Below are 17,754 nucleotides of genomic sequence, written 5' to 3'. Positions count from 1 at the left end.
TTCGTAAAAAATGGTGCATCCGAAGGGATTCGAACCCCTGACCGCCCGGTTCGTAGCCGGGTACTCTATCCAGCTGAGCTACGGATGCGTATTAGATTTTAAAATGGTGCATCCGAAGGGATTCGAACCCCTGACCGCCCGGTTCGTAGCCGGGTACTCTATCCAGCTGAGCTACGGATGCATATTTTAATTTTTAAAATGGCGGTGAGAGAGGGATTCGAACCCTCGATGCAGCTTTTGACCGCATACTCCCTTAGCAGGGGAGCGCCTTCAGCCTCTCGGCCATCTCACCAAAACATTATGACTCTGCTTGAACAACAAAATCATAATGTGTGGCGCACATATTACGTTCTACAAAAAATAAGTCAAACATTTTTTTGCGAACACGTGCTGGTTGTTTATTTAGTGCCCAATATTACTCTTTGGGTTGAACTAATTCATCAACTTTGTCTTGTGATTGATGAATACGGTTGTAGATTTCTTCTCTATGAATAGAAACTTCTTTAGGTGCGTTAATACCGACTCTGACCTGATTACCTTTCACGCCCAAGACGGTAATAACAACATCGTCACCAATGATAAGTGTTTCACCTACTCTCCTAGTTAAAATTAACATTAGATCTCCTAATATCAGTTAAGTATATATCCAAACAATTTTAAGATATAGCTTCGTCAGCCTACTATCGAAGAGATAGAAAGACGTAATTTTACAGAAATACACTAATGTCTAATTAACAACACTGGAGTACTTCCGGCTAACTTGCTTGTAATTTATTACTGATTTCCTTTTTTACAGAAGATAACGCTTCTGGTAACGCCGAAAGATCCATTCCACCTGCTTGGGCGAAATCAGGCCGCCCACCGCCTTTACCACCTACTTTTAATGCTAATTGAGAAACTAATTCGCCAGCTTTAACAATGTTTAATAAATCATTGGTTACACCAGCAGCTAAATTGATTTTGCCATCATTGACAGCAGCTAAAATAATTACGCCAGTTTTTAATTGATTTTTGAGATCATCAATCATGGTACGTAACATTTTTGCCTCGACGTTATCAACCTTAGCAATTAGTAAGTTTTTATTATTGATTTCCACACATTGATTAAGCAATTGCCCACTTTGTTGGCTAGCTTGTTGGGCTTTTAACTGCTCTATTGCTTTTTCAAGTGTTTTGGTTTGATCGAGCAGTTGCTCAATTCGTGATAAAACAGCAGATTTATCACTTTTAACCAATTGTCCAATTTGATTTAGCAAATTGGATTCATGGTGTATATATTCCATCGCATTTTGACCTGAAGTAGCTTCAATACGACGTACTCCTGATGCAATACTTGACTCAGAAATAATTTTAAATAGTCCTATATCTCCAGTTCTATCAACATGTGTTCCACCGCAAAGCTCAATGGAGAAATCTCCCATAGTTAATACTCTTACAATATCTTCGTATTTTTCACCAAATAGCGCCATAGCACCTTTATTTTTAGCCTGATCAATAGGCATGAGTTCTATGTCTACTGGTAAATTACGTCGAATTTGTTGATTAACTAAATTTTCAATTTCTTCAATTTGTTCTGATGTAATCGGTTGATTATGTGAAAAATCAAACCGAAGATAGCTATCGTTAACTAATGATCCTTTTTGATGTACATGACTTCCTAAAATACGTTGTAACGCGGCTTGTAATAAATGTGTTGCAGAATGATTACGACGAATGCGTTCACGTATCTCTACATCGATTGCAGCTGTTACTATATCACCAACTTTCAATGATCCTTTGGTGACCTTACCTATATGACCAATGCTTTTACCATATTTCTGGCTGTCTGAAACGTTAAATACTAAATCGGCAGCGGTTAATACACCTTTATCGCCAACTTGACCACCAGATTCACCATAAAATGGTGTTTTATCTAATATGACAACAGCTTGATCACCGGCATTTATTGTTTCAACTTTGTTTCCATTTTGGAAGATTGCAATCACTTTTCCTGAAGCTTCGCTAGATTGATAACCTAAAAACTCTGTCTTATCATCAAGCTTAATCATATTGCTATAATCAACGCTGAATGAACTAGATTCACGAGCTCGTTTACGTTGTTCTTCCATGCATTGATTAAAGCCATTTTCATCAATAGTGATATTCTTCTCGCGACAAACGTCAGCGGTTAAATCTAATGGAAAACCATAAGTATCATAGAGTTTAAAAGCAATATCGCCAGGTAATACATTGTTAGTAATCTTACCTAACTCTTGGTCTAGTAAGAATAAACCCCGTTCTAATGTTTTTAAGAACTGCTCTTCTTCAGTTTTAAGTGTATTTTCAACTATCTTTTGATTATTTGCTAATTCATTAGCAGCACTTCCCATTACGTCAATTAATGGTTTAACTAGCTTATAGAAGAAAATATCTTTAGCACCTAACATATGTCCATGGCGTACTGCTCGGCGAATAATTCGACGTAATACATAACCACGCCCTTCATTTGAAGGTAGGACTCCATCAGAAACTAAAAAGGCGCAAGAACGTATATGATCTGCAATTACTCTTAATGATTTACTTTCTAAATCTTTAACTTGAATGATTTCAGCAGCAGCTTTTATTAATGTTTTAAACAGATCAATATCATAATTTGAATTGACATGTTGTAACACAGCTGCTATTCGTTCAAGCCCCATACCAGTATCAACTGATGGTTTAGGCAAAGGTTCCATAGTACCGTCAGCAAGACGGTTAAATTGCATAAAGACGAGATTCCAAATTTCAATAAATCTGTCACCATCTTCTTCTGCACTTCCAGGTGGTCCACCCCATATATGATCACCATGATCATAAAAAATTTCTGTACAAGGCCCACAAGGTCCTGTATCACCCATTTGCCAAAAGTTATCGGATGCATATGGTGCACCTTTATTATCGCCTATGCGGATGATACGCTCTTTAGGAATACCGATTTCATTTTCCCAAATAGCAAATGCTTCATCATCAGTTGCATAAACAGTAACAGTCAATCTGTCTTTTGGAAGATTAAACCATTTTTCACTGGTTAGTAGTTCCCAAGCAAAATGAATCGCATCACGTTTAAAATAATCGCCAAAACTGAAATTCCCAAGCATTTCAAAAAAAGTATGATGCCTAGCAGTATAACCTACGTTGTCAAGGTCATTATGTTTTCCGCCTGCTCGTACACAACGTTGAGATGTTGTTGCTCTGGTATAAGGTCGTTTATCAATACCAAGAAAAACATCTTTAAACTGATTCATTCCCGCATTTGTAAATAAAAGTGTTGGGTCATTGTGTGGAACAAGGGAACTACTTGCAACGATTTCGTGTCCTTTGCTATGGAAAAAGTCAAGAAAACTTTGACGAATTTCTGCAGTGCTTTTCATTTATGCTTCCATATTAAACGATAAATTTTTAGACATAGTAATATACCCGTTACAACTTAAGTTGAAAAGTAAATATTCTTAGTACAACGATTGATCTAGTTACTATTAATAAGTAATAAGGAATAAAATTAAAAGATCTTGAGAGCTTTTTACGTAATGGGTATTATCTAGGTAATATTGTAGGGACTATAATAATTTAAGTCAACAAACTATACGCAGTTTTTATATCAAGTTGTGTAAATCCTCGGGCCTTTAAAAATTGTATTACTTTTTGTTTTTGTTGATTATTTTTTGGTTCGATAAGTTTGAACTTTTTTAATAATTGATGACATGCAATTTTTGACCAATCAATATCAGCTAAAAGTAATAGCTCTCTACTAAGATCTGATGGCAAACCTCGCTGTTTTAATTCCAAGCTTATTTTATATTTTCCATAACCTTTATGAGCACGCATAAAGATATACTTTTCAATATACTGCTTATCATCCATCCAATGTTGATTAGTACAGTGTGCAATTACATGTTCTATTTCTGTTTTTAACTTATTTAGTTGTTCTGGATAATCATCTTTTGAGCAAGTAATTTTTTTGCTAAAAAATAATGTTAATTTTCGGCTAAGTTCGCATGATGAGTGATCACGCTGTGCAAGTAATTGCACAGCTTTATTTAAGATTAATTTATTGAGTTTTTTTTCCATTACTCAAAGCTTTCATCATCTGCCGAAACGTCTTCATCATCAGCAGAGAAAACAGCAGGACTATTTAACAATAAATCTCGTAATTTAGTTTCAAGTTCTTTGGCAATTTCAGGATGTTCTTGTAAAAACTTAATTGAATTTGCTTTACCTTGACCTACTTTCTCACCGTTGTAGCTATACCAAGCTCCAGCCTTATCGACTAATTTATGTTTAACACCTAAATCAATCAATTCACCTTCTTTAGAGATACCACATCCATAAAGGATTTGGAATTCCGCTTGTCTAAACGGCGCAGCTACTTTATTTTTAACTACTTTTACACGCGTATCACTACCAATAACATCTTCGCCTTCTTTTACCGCACCAGTACGACGAATATCTAAACGAACAGATGCATAGAATTTTAAGGCATTACCACCGGTAGTGGTTTCTGGATTTCCAAACATTACACCAATTTTCATACGAATTTGGTTAATGAAAACGACAAGACAATTTGCATTTTTGATATTAGCGGTTAATTTACGTAATGCTTGAGACATTAAGCGTGCTTGTAACCCCATGTGAGAATCGCCCATTTCACCTTCAATTTCTGCTTTTGGTGTTAATGCTGCAACTGAGTCCACAATAATCACATCAACTGCACCAGAACGAACTAATGCATCACAAATTTCAAGAGCTTGCTCTCCTGTATCAGGTTGAGAAACTAATAAATCATCGACTTGAACACCTAACTTAGCTGCATAGATAGGATCTAAAGCATGTTCAGCATCGATAAATGCACAGGTTTTACCTTCTTTTTGTGCTTGAGCAATAACAGATAATGTTAATGTTGTTTTCCCTGATGACTCCGGACCAAAAATTTCAACAATTCTTCCCATTGGTAAGCCGCCGATACCTAATGCAATATCTAACCCTAAAGAACCTGTTGAAACCGCATCTACGTCTAGTGTCTGAGTATCACCTAAACGCATTATTGAACCTTTACCAAATTGTTTTTCGATTTGGCTTAATGCTGCAGAAAGTGCACGTTGTTTGTTTTCATTCATATAATAAAATTCCAATAAGTAAGGATATTGGGGTACATTATACTGTATTGTTATACAGTATCAAGTTTTTTTTATAAACATTCATAAATTAGTTAACTCTGTGAAATTGGTCACAAAATTTATTAATTTTTTGCAGAATTTGTTTATGATCTAGTGCTGAAAAAGATATTGAATTATTTAAAAAGGTGACTAAAAAATAGATCTTTTAAAAAATGAGAATAATCAAATTAAGGTAATTTAATTAGGTAATACTTTCATAAAAAAAGACCATTTGGTATGATGATAGAAATAAATTTTAGTCGTTATTGATGTATTAAATTAATTGCCTCAACATATTATAATCATTGAAGATTTTTATACCTAAATGTTATGCTAATCAAAAACATCTTTATAGCTTAAAATATAAATAAAGGAAAATAATGACCACTGATAGTCAAGACTATGTATTGTGTTCTCATTGTGATTTGGTCATCGAATTAGCTGATGTTGCAGTTGGCCACAAAGCTGTTTGTCCACGATGTAATACAATATTATTTAAAAACAATGTCAATATGAAGTTTAGAGCGGCAATGTATGCAATTTGCTCTCTAATTATGCTCATTGTTGCTTGTGGTTTTGTTTTTATTGATATCAATTTAGTTGGTAATGTCAATGGCGTAAGTGTGCTGGACATTCCAAGAATACTTTTTATTGATAAATATAGTTATATTTCAGCATTATTTATTTTTTTCGTATTAGTCTTTCCATTACTCAATTTATCAATTATTGCCTTACTTTGTTCAAATATTAATTTAACCAAATATCGGAAAAGAGATTTACTTATTGTTTATGAAAAAATCCAACATTGGTGTATGCCTGAAATATTTTTAACTGGCATATTAGTTAGTTTCGTTAAATTAATGAGTTATGGCAATATTGGTGTGACTAGCACATTTTGGGCATTTTGTTTATTCGTATTCTTTTATATTAAAGCTTTAGTTATCTTCACTCCGGGTAAAATCTGGAATGAAATTCATCGAAGTGATTTTTCAATAAAAGCATTAGAAGTTGGTGAAACGGGAATTTCTCAAAATATAAAATTGTGTCAATGTTGCCATGCAATCGTCCCTGTTGAGTATGCCAAATGCCCAAGATGTAAACAAAAAAGCCAAGTAAGAGGGCGAGATAAAATACAATGGACAATTGCATTATTGGTAACTTCATTAATAATTTATATTCCCGCTAATTTATTCGGAATTATGATCACAGTTGTATTTGGCTCAGCGTCGACCTCAACTATTATGGATGGTGTTATCTATATGTGGCAGTCAGGGGATGTGCCGGTGGCATTAGTTATCTTTTCCGCAAGCGTGGTTATTCCAATTTTAAAGATTATTTCACTCAGCTGGTTATGTTATTTTGCTTTAGCCGTGAAAGATAAAAATAAACATAATTGCTTAAAAATGAAGAAATTATATAATGCGGTAGAATTTATTGGTAAATGGTCAATGATAGATATCTTTGTTGTTTCTGTAGTTTGTTCTTTAGTTAGAAACCAACAAATGATGGGAGTTTATCCTGATATTGGTGTTACTTTTTTCGCAACCGTCGTCATCATTACTATGATTGCATCCCAAAAATTTGATCCACGCTTACTTTGGGATCGAAATCGAAAATAGAACAATAGGAATAATATGGCAACCTCAAGAAAATTAGCAAAAATAATTAAAATCCGAGCAATTTCTGCAATATGGATTATTCCCATAGTAACCGCCGTTGTTGGATTATGGATTATCTATGCCCACTTTGCTGATAGAGGCACATCTTTTACCTTATTAGCCAATGATGCAAATGGCATTGTTGCAGGTAAGACTGTAATCAAAAATCGTAGCGTTGACGTTGGTATAGTTGATGAAGTGACATTATCTGATGACTACAAGAAAGTCGTCGTAAAAGGTCGAATTTATAATGATATGGAGCCATTGTTAAAAAATGACTCAATTTTTTGGGTAGTTAAACCTGAAATTGGCCGTGATGGTGTGACAGGGCTTGGCACTATTTTATCTGGTGTATATATTGAACTGGTCTCAGGCAACGATACGCATAGTTTCAAAAATAACCCATTTATTCTATCTGATACACCACCGTTATCTGATCCAAGTATAAAAGGAATTCGCTTAAATTTAGAAAGTGACCAAAGTGGTGTAGTACCTCGTGGTGCAAAAGTGATGTTCCGTGGTTATCAAGTCGGTAATGTTGAAACGTCCTTATTTGATGTCGATGCTCGTAAAATGAAATATCAAGTTTTTATAACCAAACCTTATGATGCATTAGTTACCGAAAATGTACGCTTTTGGAAAGAGGGTGGTATCAATTTATCTTTATCATCACGTGGAGCAAGTCTTGAAGTTCCTTCGTTAGATGTTCTAATGTCTGGTGGAATCAGCTTTGATTTACCAGATGGCGCGAAATTAGGCGAACCGGCTAAGCAACATGATGTCTATAAATTATATGAAGATAGAAAATCGATTCAAGATTCACAGTACACTGAATATAAAGAATTTCTAATTATGATTACTGATTCCATATCGGGATTAGCCGAAGGTGCGCCAGTGGAATATCATGGTATAAGATTGGGTACAGTGAGTAAAGTACCGTTTTATACCACAGAAATGTTAAAAGAAAGATCAATTCTCAACCAAAAAGTACCAGTATTAATCAGAATAGAGCCTGATCGTCTATCAGAATTAGTTGATGATAAGATCGATATAGCAGCTTTGATAAAAGATGAACAAAAAAATGGACTAAGAGCATCATTAAAAACGTCCAATATGTTTACTGGTGCGCTTTATATTGATCTAGATTTTTATCCTGATTTAAAAAATAAATACAATATAAAATTAGCTAACCAATATGGTTACGATACTATCGAAACAACATCAACAGGATTTGCTCAAATTCAAGCAAAAATATTGCAATTACTCGACAACTTTAACAGTTTACCGTTGAATAACACGATGACACAATTTAATAAATCATTAGAATCAAGTGAAAAACTAATGAATTCATTAAATCAAATTATGGCGAGTAAAGAGATGCAAGCTATGCCGAAGGATTTACAAAAGGCAATTCGTTCATTACACGAGACCATGAAAGGGTTGCAACCGGGATCTGAACTTAACACACAAATGATCGAAAGTTTACAGAAAATTCAACTAATGATGGATGAGCTGACTCCTTTACTTAACACATTAAATAATAAAAGTAATGCATTGATTTTCTCAGCGCCAAATAAAAAAGACCAAGAACCCAAAGCCAGAGGTAAGAAATAATGGTTAAATTAATTCGAACGCTAAAAGTTACGATATTGGTGACATTATTAGGAACTATAATTGGTTGTTCATCAAATGCACCGAGTAAAAGTTATTTTCAATTAACTAGTAATTTGACTGGCTCAAGAATGACACAAACTACAGATCATTTTATTTGGATTGAGTCCATTGAGGTAGCTAGTTTCTTAAATAAACCCGGTATTGTCCTGCAAACACAGGACATAAAATATGTCACAGCAACTAATCATTTATGGGCATCAACGCTGTCTCAACAACTTGCCGATCGATTGTCACAAGACTTAACTCAAATTTTGCCTAATTATTTGGTGTCAACTAAATCAATTACCACGCCAACTTTTACAGTTAAACTTTTTATTGATGGTTTCCATGGCGGTTATAATGGCGATGCAATCATAAAAGGACGCTGGGTAGTGACAGATAAGAAAGGTAAAATCGTAACTAAAGCTATTGAACGTCATGTTCCACTTGCAACAAATGGTTATGATGCTTTGGTAAAAGCCTTATCCGAAGGCTGGCAAAATGAAGAATTAGACTTTGCAAATTCAATTAAACATTAATACTTACTAAACATTCCGTCAATATGATGACGGAATGTTCTCTGCTCTTAATTTCAGATCATCAAAACTGTGCTTTTAATTTATCTAATATTTGGTCTTTAATTTCAACCCATCCTCGCACACTATTAATAAATGCTATTTTCTCGGCTTGCAAAATATCTTGTTTGACAATCTTTTGCTCGGTTAATTGATGATTATCCAAATAATACTGTCGCATAGTACCCGCAAGTAAACCCGAAGTCATAGTTGGTGTTACCCACTTTTCATTAATCAACAACGCAATATTACCATTAACAAACTCAGTGATTTCATCATATTGATTATAATTGATATATTCTTGCCCAGCTGCTAATTCAGGAAAGTGTTGTCGATTAGTCGTTTTATGATAGAGAAAAGCGTTTTCCTTATCGACACATTTGGGTGCAAAATCAAGCTTATCAATCACCATTGAGTGAGTAAGTTTATCGAGACTTATTTTTGCTTGGCCATATTTAGGTTGCAGAAGCCTAATTTTATATCTTCCTGATGAATGAGTTTTTGCTAAATTAGTCAATGTCTGTTTAATTGTTTGAATATCACATTCAAAATCAAAATAACTTGTTGAATTTATCAACCTATCTAAATGCATATCAAGCAAAACCAACTCGCCATCTTTAAGCAATAATGTTTCAATAATATATTCAGGAATAGTCAGCGTTCGATTTAAGATAGCTGTTTTAGCTAAAATCTCATGATATTCATCATCAGCAGTTGAATCCCATGTAATGCCACCACCAACACCATAATTCAACTGTTGATTATGTATGGTTAAAGTTCGTATTGGAATATTAAATACTGCCTTTTTCATTAAAGGTTCTACATAACCAATCGTGCCACAGTAAACCCCGCGGGCCGAGTTTTCAATATCACTAATGATTTGCATGGTACTTGATTTGGGCGCACCAGTAATTGAACCACACGGGAACAGCGCTTGAAATAGCTGATACAAACTTATATTTTCTTTTACGGTTGCTTGAATAGTTGAAGTGAGTTGCCAGACAGTCGGATACTTTTCTGCTGTAAATAAATGTGGAACGGTTACTGAACCTGGCACTGATATTTTGCTTAAATCATTACGAAGTAAATCAACAATCATCATATTTTCAGCAAGATTTTTTTCTGACTTCAACAGCGCCACTTGTTGTTTATCTTGGTCAGAATTTAAACCTCGTGCTGCTGTTCCTTTCATCGGTTTAGTTGTAATGGTTCTATCTTCTAATTTAAAAAATAGCTCAGGGGAGATAGATAAAATATGATAATTTTCAAATTCAATATAGGCACAATAATTTGCCTGATTATTTTTTTGTAGAAAATGATAATAATCTAAAGGATCACCATTGAATGGAGCGTTAAATTGAATGGTATAGTTGGTTTGATAAGTATTGCCTAATTCAATTTGTGATCGAATATAACTAATTTTCTGCTGATATTCGTCAATATTAGTGTCACAAGACAATTCAAAATATTCGGGTAAAGCGCATTCAGTATGAGCTATTGTTGTATAGCTCTCAAAAATACCAAAAAAAAGTAAAGGTAAATCCTGGTCTGACTTTGTGACTATTTTGGTCTTATTTGACTCATTAAAGCTCATAGCGCTTTCATAAGCAAGATAACCGCAAGCAAAATAACCTTGTTGTATAAACTCTTCTATCTCATCAATATGTTTTTTTATTGAGTGATAATCAGATGACTTTATAATTTTTATTGGATCACAAAAATATTTACGTTGCCCCTCAAAATCGATATAAATTTTCATGCTTATTGCTCACTAACAAAATTGCTTATCATTTTTAAACCAAATTCAGTCTTGATCGCTTCAGGGTGGAATTGTACAGATTCGATAGGTAATGTTTTATGTCGTAACCCCATAATCAACCCTTGTTTATTAGTAGCAGTGATTGTTAAAGGTGACTCATTTGACGAATTTTGTACAATTAACGAATGATATCTTACAACAGACAGAGGATTTTTAATTCCAGAAAATAATCCCTTTTCATCATGAATGATCTCATCAATTTTTCCATGCATGGGTACAGGTGCTTTAATAATCGAGAATCCAAAATATTGAGCAATCGCTTGATGGCCTAAACAGATACCAAGTATTGGACATTTATTCTCAAAAGCCTGAATTGCTGACAACGATATCCCAGCATTATCTGGCGTACCTGGCCCTGGGGAAATTACCATTTTAGAAAACGACAATTGTTTTAATTCATCAATAGATTTTTCATCATTTTTGATGACCATAACCTTCGCGCCAGCACGGCACAGGTAATCATATATATTAAATGTAAATGAATCATAGTTATCAATCAGAAGAATCAAAATTATATCCAATACTTATTACTTTAAAAAATGAAGGTTTGAAATGTGACAGATGATTCTATTATAAAAAGGGATATCACATAAAGCAGTTTATATATAAGCTTTCAAAAACCCCGTTCCTCAACTTTTTTTTAAATTTTGAGGAACGGGGTTTTTGAATGTAATTTAAGAAAAAAATTTAACTTAGGGGATCAAAATCATGTATAAAATTGCATGATATATAAAATAAATGATGTTCCTCTTTCAATAACTTTCAATGCATTACATATGCCATCTTTTATTTAAACTTCTGTGAAGCGCGTTATAAAAGCTCCTTTTTTCTTTGAGATATTTCTTCGTAATGTGATCTCTCTCACAAAAATATACTAATCTACTTGTATGGTAGTATTTAATCGATTAATTTGTAGTTACACAATTTATTTTCGAGGTATTTAATGAAAATTGTAAAAGCAGAAGTTTTTGTTTGTAGTCCAGGAAGGAATTTTGTCACATTAAAAATAACGACAGATAGCGGCGTATATGGAGTAGGTGATGCGACGCTCAATGGACGTGAGCTTTCCGTCGCATCATATCTTAAAGATCATCTTTGCCCACAATTAATAGGGCGAGATGCCAGTCAAATAGAAGATATTTTTCAATATTTCTATAAAGGTGCCTATTGGCGTCGTGGACCTGTGACGATGTCAGCAATATCAGCCATAGATATGGCGTTATGGGATATCAAAGGTAAAGTTGCCAATATGCCACTTTATCAATTATTAGGTGGAGCTTCTCGCACTGGTGTAATGGTGTATTGCCATACCACAGGTAAAGATATTGAAGAAGCGTTAGATGATTATGCTAAACATAAAGAAATGGGCTTTAAGGCCATTCGAGTGCAGTGTGGCATACCAGGAATGAAAACCACCTATGGTCAAAGTAAAGGTAAAAACTTAGCTTACGAACCAGCAACACGAGGTAACTATCCTGAAGAACAGTTTTGGGCTACCGATAAATATCTTGATTTCACACCAAAATTATTTGAGGCAGTAAGAAATAAATTTGGTTTTAACGAACATTTATTGCATGACATGCACCATCGTTTAACACCGATTGAAGCAGCTCGATTTGGTAAAAGTGTTGAAGACTATCGCCTATTTTGGATGGAAGACCCAACACCAGCGGAAAATCAAGAATGTTTCCGTTTAATTCGCCAACACACCGTAACACCAATTGCCGTAGGTGAAGTATTTAACAGTATTTGGGACTGTAAACAGTTAATTGAAGAACAGCTTATTGACTATATCCGAACCACAATAACCCATGCAGGCGGTATAACTCATATGCGTCGAATAGCTGATTTTGCGTCGCTTTATCAAGTTCGAACAGGCTCTCATGGACCATCAGATTTATCACCAATCTGTCATGCAGCTGCACTTCATTTTGATATGTGGGTACCTAACTTTGGTGTTCAAGAATTTATGGGTTACTCAGAGCAAATGCTAGAAGTCTTCTCACCAAACTGGACCTTTACTGATGGTTATATGCACCCAAGTGACAAACCAGGTTTAGGTATCGATTTTGATGAAAAACTAGCAGCAAAATATCCATACAACCCCGCTTATTTGCCAATTGCTCGTTTAGAAGATGGCACGTTGTGGAATTGGTAATTTAATTATAAAGCGAACTAAAGGAGTTTATATGTCAGCTACAGGAATTCAAGAAGAAAAAGAAAGACGTAACATGATAAAGCGAGTGGCTGTTGCATCATCAATTGGTACAGCTGCAGAATATTATGACTTTTTTGCCTATGGAACTGCTGCGGTATTATTTTTTGGGCAATTGTTTTTTCCAAGTGATGACCCATTTATTAGCACACTTGCAGCTTTTGCTACTTACGCGGTTGGCTTTTTTGCGAGACCAATTGGTGGTATCGTATTTGGTCACATGGGCGATAAAGTAGGGCGTAAAAAAGCATTAGTAATTACTATTCTGATTGTAGGTTTAGGTACATTTGTGATCGGGTTGCTACCAACTTATGCTTCAATTGGCTGGTGGGCACCAGTGATTTTAATCTTGATCCGTGTATTACAGGGGTTTGGTGTCGGAGGTGAGCAGGCAGGAGCAGTACTTATGACTGCGGAATATTCACCACCTAAAAAACGTGGTTTCTTTTCAAGCTGGGTTCAAATCGGTGCACCATTAGGATTCTTATTGCCATCAGCATTATTTGCGTTATTAACATCAATTCTTTCTGAAGAACAAATGTTGAGTTATGGTTGGAGAATTCCCTTCTTATTAAGTTTGCTCTTAGTTGTACTTGGTTTATTTATTCGTTTACGAATTGATGAGTCACCTGTGTTCGAAAAAATTAGAGAAACTAAAGCAGTTGAATCTTCAATGCCTTTAAAAGATGTTATGAAAAATTATCCAGGAATTGTTATCAAAGGTGTTGGCGCTAAGCTCATCGAAGCATGTTCATTTGCAATGTTCACTGTTATTGTTCTAGCATATGTAAATGTAAATAATTTAACTAAAAGCTATGTACTAGACGCAATTATCGTTGCAGTTGTTATAGAGATTTTCACAATTCCTTTGATGGGGGCAATCTCTGATAAAATAGGAAGGAAAAAAGTTTATATACTTGGTGCATTGATACAAGTTATCTTTATTGTTCCGTTTTTCTTAATGATAAACACACAAAACTATTTATTGATTCAACTTGCAATGATTATAGTGTTACCTATTGGACATGCAATGTGTTATGCTCCACAAGCTTCATTCTTCCCAGAATTATTTCCAACAGCGATCCGTTGTAGTGGTATAGCCTTAATTTGGCAAGTAGGTTCTTTAATTGGAAGTGGTATATTAGGTCTATGTGCCGTGAAAATTCTTCAGATTTGTAACGGTCATTATACTGGTTTAGCACTTTATGTTGGTTTTTTAGGTGTTGCATCTATAATTGGTATTGCATTATTACCAGAAACAGCACCAAACAAAATCAAAAAAGAATATCAACAATGGATAGCAAAATAATGATATTTTAATTAGAGATTTATTATGAGATTATCAAATCAAACTTTATCACAACTACCTAAGGAGGTAGTTGTCCCTACTTATGATAGAAACAAAATTAAAACCAAAATTGTTCATCTTGGTTTTGGGGCATTTCATCGTGCTCATCAAGCTATCTATGCAGATATATTGGCTACGCAATATGATAGCGATTGGGGATACTGTGAAGTTAACTTGATTGGTGGTGAAGCACAAATTCAAGATTTAAAACAACAAGATTGCTTATTTAGTGTGTGTGAAATGTCTTATGATAATTGGAATACTCGTGTTGTAGGTATTGCAAAAGAAGCATTACATGCAGATGTTGATGGAATTGAGAAAGTCTTAGATGTGATGACTCGTCCAGAAATTGCAATTGTGTCAATCACTGTAACCGAAAAAGGTTATTGCTATCTACCATCAACATCATCAATTGATACTAATAATCCATTAATTATTCATGATGTAACTAATCCACATACACCTAAATCTGTTCCAGGCGTCATTGTGGAAGCTTTACGTTTACGTAAAGAGCAAGGATTAAAACCTTTTACAGTTATGTCTTGTGACAATATGCCTGAAAATGGACATGTTACTCGTAATGTTGTTTTAGCCTTGGCTAAGCAGCGTGATGAAAGTTTAGCGCAATGGATTGAGGATAATGTTACTTTCCCATCAACAATGGTTGATCGAATTGTACCTGCGGCAACGCCAGAAACGATGGCTAAAATAAAAAAACAACTTGGTGGTATTGATGATCCGGCAGGTATCGCTGGTGAACCATTTAGACAATGGGTGATTGAAGATAATTTTGTGGCTGGTCGTCCAGAGTGGCAAAAAGCAGGGGCAGAATTAGTTAATGATGTATTGCCTTATGAAGAGATGAAATTACGCATGTTAAATGGTAGTCATTCATTTTTCGCTTATTTAGGTTATTTAGCTGGTTATATGCATATTGATGAATGTATGCAAGATCCTAATTATGTTAAAGCAGCTAGGCATTTAATGTTAAATGAGCAAGCAACTACATTACGGGTAAAAAATGTTGATTTGTCAGCTTATGCTGATTCATTACTAGATCGATATCGCAACACCGGTTTAAAACATCGTACATGGCAAATCGCAATGGACGGAACATTAAAGCTTCCACAACGTATGCTTGATTCTGTTAGATATCATTTAGCTAATGGTACACCATTTGATTGTTTAGCTTTAGGTGTTGCAGCTTGGATGCGTTATGTTAGTGGTGTGGATGATAGTGGTAACGTTATTGAAGTTTGCGATCCAGCAGCCGAGAAATTAAAAGAGTTGGTTTTAAATAGTTCAGATAATCAAGATCGAGTTAATGCACTGTTATCTTTAAAACATGTTTTTGGAGAGGATCTACCCCAAAATCCATTGTTTATTGAACAGGTAACTAAAGCTTATCTTTCTTTAAGAGACATAGGAGCAAAAGAGACCGTTAAACAAATAACTCAAAATTTTTAATTCCACTAACAATAATTAATAAGCCAAGTGCAATCATCTTTAGATGATTGCACTTTTATTATTAAATAAAAAACTTTTCTTATATTCAAAAATCCCCTATATTCTCTTTTATTGTAATTTGTTTTTTGAAAGTGATATATGTTCAAATCGGAAGCGTTAACTACCTCAGAACCTGTTAATCAACAAATATATCGCCAATTAAGAAAGGCAATCATCACTTGCCGAGTATTACCAGGTGTTTTATTGTCTGAAAAAGATATTTCGGGTCAGTTTAATGTTTCACGCCAACCCGTTCGTGAAGCTTTTATTAAACTAGCAGAAGCTGGATTGGTCCAAATTCTTCCACAACGTGGAACTTTTGTAACGAAAATATCAGTTAAAAAAGTAATTGATGGTCAATTTATTCGTGATGCAGTTGAGTGTGCAATTATTAAACGTGCTGCACAAGAAATTAATGATTCAGATCTTTTATTACTTGAAAAAAATCTAAAAGAACAAATTGACGCCAACAAGTGTAAAGACATTAGTTATTTTCTTGAAAAAGATGATGAATTTCATCAGATTATAATGAATGTTATTGATTGCCCCATGGCATGGGAAACCGTCGAAAATATCAAAGCAATGATGGACAGGGTAAGATACCTTACTTTAGAAGATATATCCCCACCAGAAGACCTAGTTAAACAGCATGGAAAAATCGTTATTGCGCTAAAAAATCATGATCCTGAAATGGCTGCACTTGCACTTCATGAGCATTTATCAACTATATTAAAAACGATAAAAATAGTATCACAACAGCATAATGAATGGTTTGTTGATTGATCATTTTATTAAATAAACAAACTAATTCGCGATTTCAATTTTTAAATTAAGCTTAGTTTATCGAGTGAGACTTTTTAGTATGATAAAACAAGTTATAATTAGAGTATCTGGTCGTGTTCAAGGGGTAGGGTTCCGTTTTTTTACCTATCAACAAGCAGTTAAGTTAGGATTAGCGGGTTATGTTAGAAATTTAGATAATGGTGACGTTGAGTTAGTTGCTAAAGGGGACGATTTAATAATATCTAAGTTAATACAGTGGATTGAAAGAGGTGGTCCTACATCCGCACGAATAACTGGTATTGATGTTTCAGAACAGCCCCCCAAAAATGATTTAACTTCTTTTAATGTTAGATATTAATTTACTAAAAAATAAAGTAAAATAAGGCAATTTTTGGGTGATTTGTAATAAAGGTCTACTTTTATTAGTGATTAACTTTATTTACATAATTAACGTAAACTATGAATAAAAAAAATTTAATCTGTATCCTACTCCTTATTCTGATAATTGGTATTTATTCTGTTTACCAAACAGAAGATAGTGTTTCGGTCGCACCATCAAACGCAAATTCGCCTGATACACCCATTTATCAAAGTGATGAGATGATAACCAATGTCTATGATTTATCAGGCACTATGGTATATAAAATTGCTTCAAGCAAAGTAAAACATTTTGATAGCAATGAAAATACAGATTTTGATTTACCTAATGTCACGCTTTACGATCAGGAACATGCCGCGACTTGGCATATTCAAGCAAAACGTGCAACATTGACTAATGATAAATTAATCTACCTTTATCAAGATGTACAATTAACAAATTTATCACCTGATTCACAATTACAGCAAGTATTGACAGATAACGCAGTGGTCGATTTAAAAACACAACTTGTCACATCAAATGATCCTGTAAAAATAAAAGGGATTGGCTTTTTATCGACGGGGACAGGGTTAGTTGGCGATTTAAGAGAAAAGACGGCAAATATACTTGAGAATATAAAAACCTATTATAATACTGAGGCACAATAA

At 34.4% G+C, this 17,754-nt stretch carries 15 protein-coding genes and 3 tRNA genes; 9 read left to right on the top strand and 9 right to left on the bottom strand.

The genetic code is table 11. The features are described from left to right. Nucleotides 1-11: 11 nt before the first annotated feature. The 7 genes from J3U16_RS01675 to recA form a co-directional block, all read right to left on the bottom strand. Nucleotides 12-88 (bottom strand) — tRNA-Arg (locus tag J3U16_RS01675). Nucleotides 89-104: 16 nt separating this feature from the next. After that, a tRNA-Arg gene (locus J3U16_RS01670) sits at nucleotides 105-181 on the bottom strand. Between the two features lie 18 nt (nucleotides 182-199). Continuing rightward, nucleotides 200-292 (bottom strand) — tRNA-Ser (locus J3U16_RS01665). A 123-nt stretch (nucleotides 293-415) separates the two neighbouring features. Next, on the bottom strand, nucleotides 416-616 hold the full coding sequence (gene csrA / locus J3U16_RS01660) for a carbon storage regulator CsrA (protein ID WP_065562297.1): 201 nt from the start codon (nucleotides 614-616) through the stop codon (nucleotides 416-418). A 139-nt stretch (nucleotides 617-755) separates the two neighbouring features. After that, nucleotides 756-3,389: an alanine--tRNA ligase gene (alaS, locus tag J3U16_RS01655; protein ID WP_220225106.1), complete on the bottom strand. Its 2,634-nt coding sequence runs from the start codon at nucleotides 3,387-3,389 to the stop codon at nucleotides 756-758. Between the two features lie 196 nt (nucleotides 3,390-3,585). Beyond that, nucleotides 3,586-4,086, bottom strand: a complete 501-nt coding sequence (locus tag J3U16_RS01650; RefSeq protein ID WP_267330067.1) for a regulatory protein RecX — start codon at nucleotides 4,084-4,086, stop codon at nucleotides 3,586-3,588. Next, entirely contained in the window at nucleotides 4,086-5,132 is a 1,047-nt protein-coding gene (recA, locus tag J3U16_RS01645; RefSeq protein ID WP_065562294.1) for a recombinase RecA, read from the bottom strand. The genes J3U16_RS01650 and recA overlap by 1 nt, the downstream gene beginning before the upstream one ends. Before the next feature lie 419 nt (nucleotides 5,133-5,551). Here recA and J3U16_RS01640 point away from each other — a divergent pair, with 419 nt between their 5' ends. From J3U16_RS01640 to J3U16_RS01630, 3 genes are read left to right on the top strand one after another with little or no spacing between them, the layout of a single operon-like run. Further along, nucleotides 5,552-6,790: a PqiA/YebS family transporter subunit gene (locus J3U16_RS01640; protein ID WP_267330068.1), complete on the top strand. Its 1,239-nt coding sequence runs from the start codon at nucleotides 5,552-5,554 to the stop codon at nucleotides 6,788-6,790. 15 nt (nucleotides 6,791-6,805) lie between these two features. Then, on the top strand, nucleotides 6,806-8,443 hold the full coding sequence (pqiB, locus tag J3U16_RS01635; protein WP_267342427.1) for an intermembrane transport protein PqiB: 1,638 nt from the start codon (nucleotides 6,806-6,808) through the stop codon (nucleotides 8,441-8,443). Beyond that, nucleotides 8,443-9,021 (top strand): PqiC family protein, encoded by a 579-nt coding sequence (locus tag J3U16_RS01630; protein ID WP_220225102.1) that lies wholly within the window; start codon nucleotides 8,443-8,445, stop codon nucleotides 9,019-9,021. Before pqiB ends, J3U16_RS01630 begins: the two co-directional genes overlap by 1 nt. A gap of 61 nt (nucleotides 9,022-9,082) precedes the next feature. On the opposite strand, the gene pabB is transcribed toward J3U16_RS01630, so the two are convergent. Together pabB and J3U16_RS01620 are read right to left on the bottom strand one after the other, a co-directional pair. Further along, nucleotides 9,083-10,816: an aminodeoxychorismate synthase component I gene (gene pabB, locus J3U16_RS01625; protein WP_267342425.1), complete on the bottom strand. Its 1,734-nt coding sequence runs from the start codon at nucleotides 10,814-10,816 to the stop codon at nucleotides 9,083-9,085. A 2-nt stretch (nucleotides 10,817-10,818) separates the two neighbouring features. Next, nucleotides 10,819-11,385, bottom strand: coding sequence for an anthranilate synthase component II (locus tag J3U16_RS01620; RefSeq protein WP_267338217.1), 567 nt, complete (start codon nucleotides 11,383-11,385; stop codon nucleotides 10,819-10,821). Between the two features lie 434 nt (nucleotides 11,386-11,819). Here J3U16_RS01620 and manD point away from each other — a divergent pair, with 434 nt between their 5' ends. The 6 genes from manD to lptC all read left to right on the top strand — a co-directional run bounded on the left by manD (nucleotide 11,820) and on the right by lptC (nucleotide 17,754). Then, on the top strand, nucleotides 11,820-13,034 hold the full coding sequence (manD, locus tag J3U16_RS01615; protein WP_065734225.1) for a D-mannonate dehydratase ManD: 1,215 nt from the start codon (nucleotides 11,820-11,822) through the stop codon (nucleotides 13,032-13,034). A 31-nt stretch (nucleotides 13,035-13,065) separates the two neighbouring features. Beyond that, entirely contained in the window at nucleotides 13,066-14,400 is a 1,335-nt protein-coding gene (locus J3U16_RS01610; RefSeq protein ID WP_267330072.1) for an MFS transporter, read from the top strand. Between the two features lie 24 nt (nucleotides 14,401-14,424). After that, complete coding sequence (locus J3U16_RS01605; protein WP_267330073.1) at nucleotides 14,425-15,906, top strand: mannitol dehydrogenase family protein; 1,482 nt, start codon at nucleotides 14,425-14,427, stop codon at nucleotides 15,904-15,906. 138 nt (nucleotides 15,907-16,044) lie between these two features. Further along, on the top strand, nucleotides 16,045-16,728 hold the full coding sequence (locus J3U16_RS01600; RefSeq protein WP_267330074.1) for a GntR family transcriptional regulator: 684 nt from the start codon (nucleotides 16,045-16,047) through the stop codon (nucleotides 16,726-16,728). A gap of 79 nt (nucleotides 16,729-16,807) precedes the next feature. Continuing rightward, nucleotides 16,808-17,086, top strand: coding sequence for an acylphosphatase (gene yccX, locus J3U16_RS01595; RefSeq protein WP_267330075.1), 279 nt, complete (start codon nucleotides 16,808-16,810; stop codon nucleotides 17,084-17,086). 101 nt (nucleotides 17,087-17,187) lie between these two features. Continuing rightward, nucleotides 17,188-17,754: an LPS export ABC transporter periplasmic protein LptC gene (lptC, locus tag J3U16_RS01590; protein WP_065562282.1), complete on the top strand. Its 567-nt coding sequence runs from the start codon at nucleotides 17,188-17,190 to the stop codon at nucleotides 17,752-17,754.

This window comes from Gilliamella sp. B3023 (genome assembly GCF_026536845.1).
In the GTDB taxonomy this organism is placed as follows: domain Bacteria; phylum Pseudomonadota; class Gammaproteobacteria; order Enterobacterales; family Orbaceae; genus Gilliamella; species Gilliamella apicola_E.
This window is presented reverse-complemented; position numbering and strand designations above follow the sequence as displayed.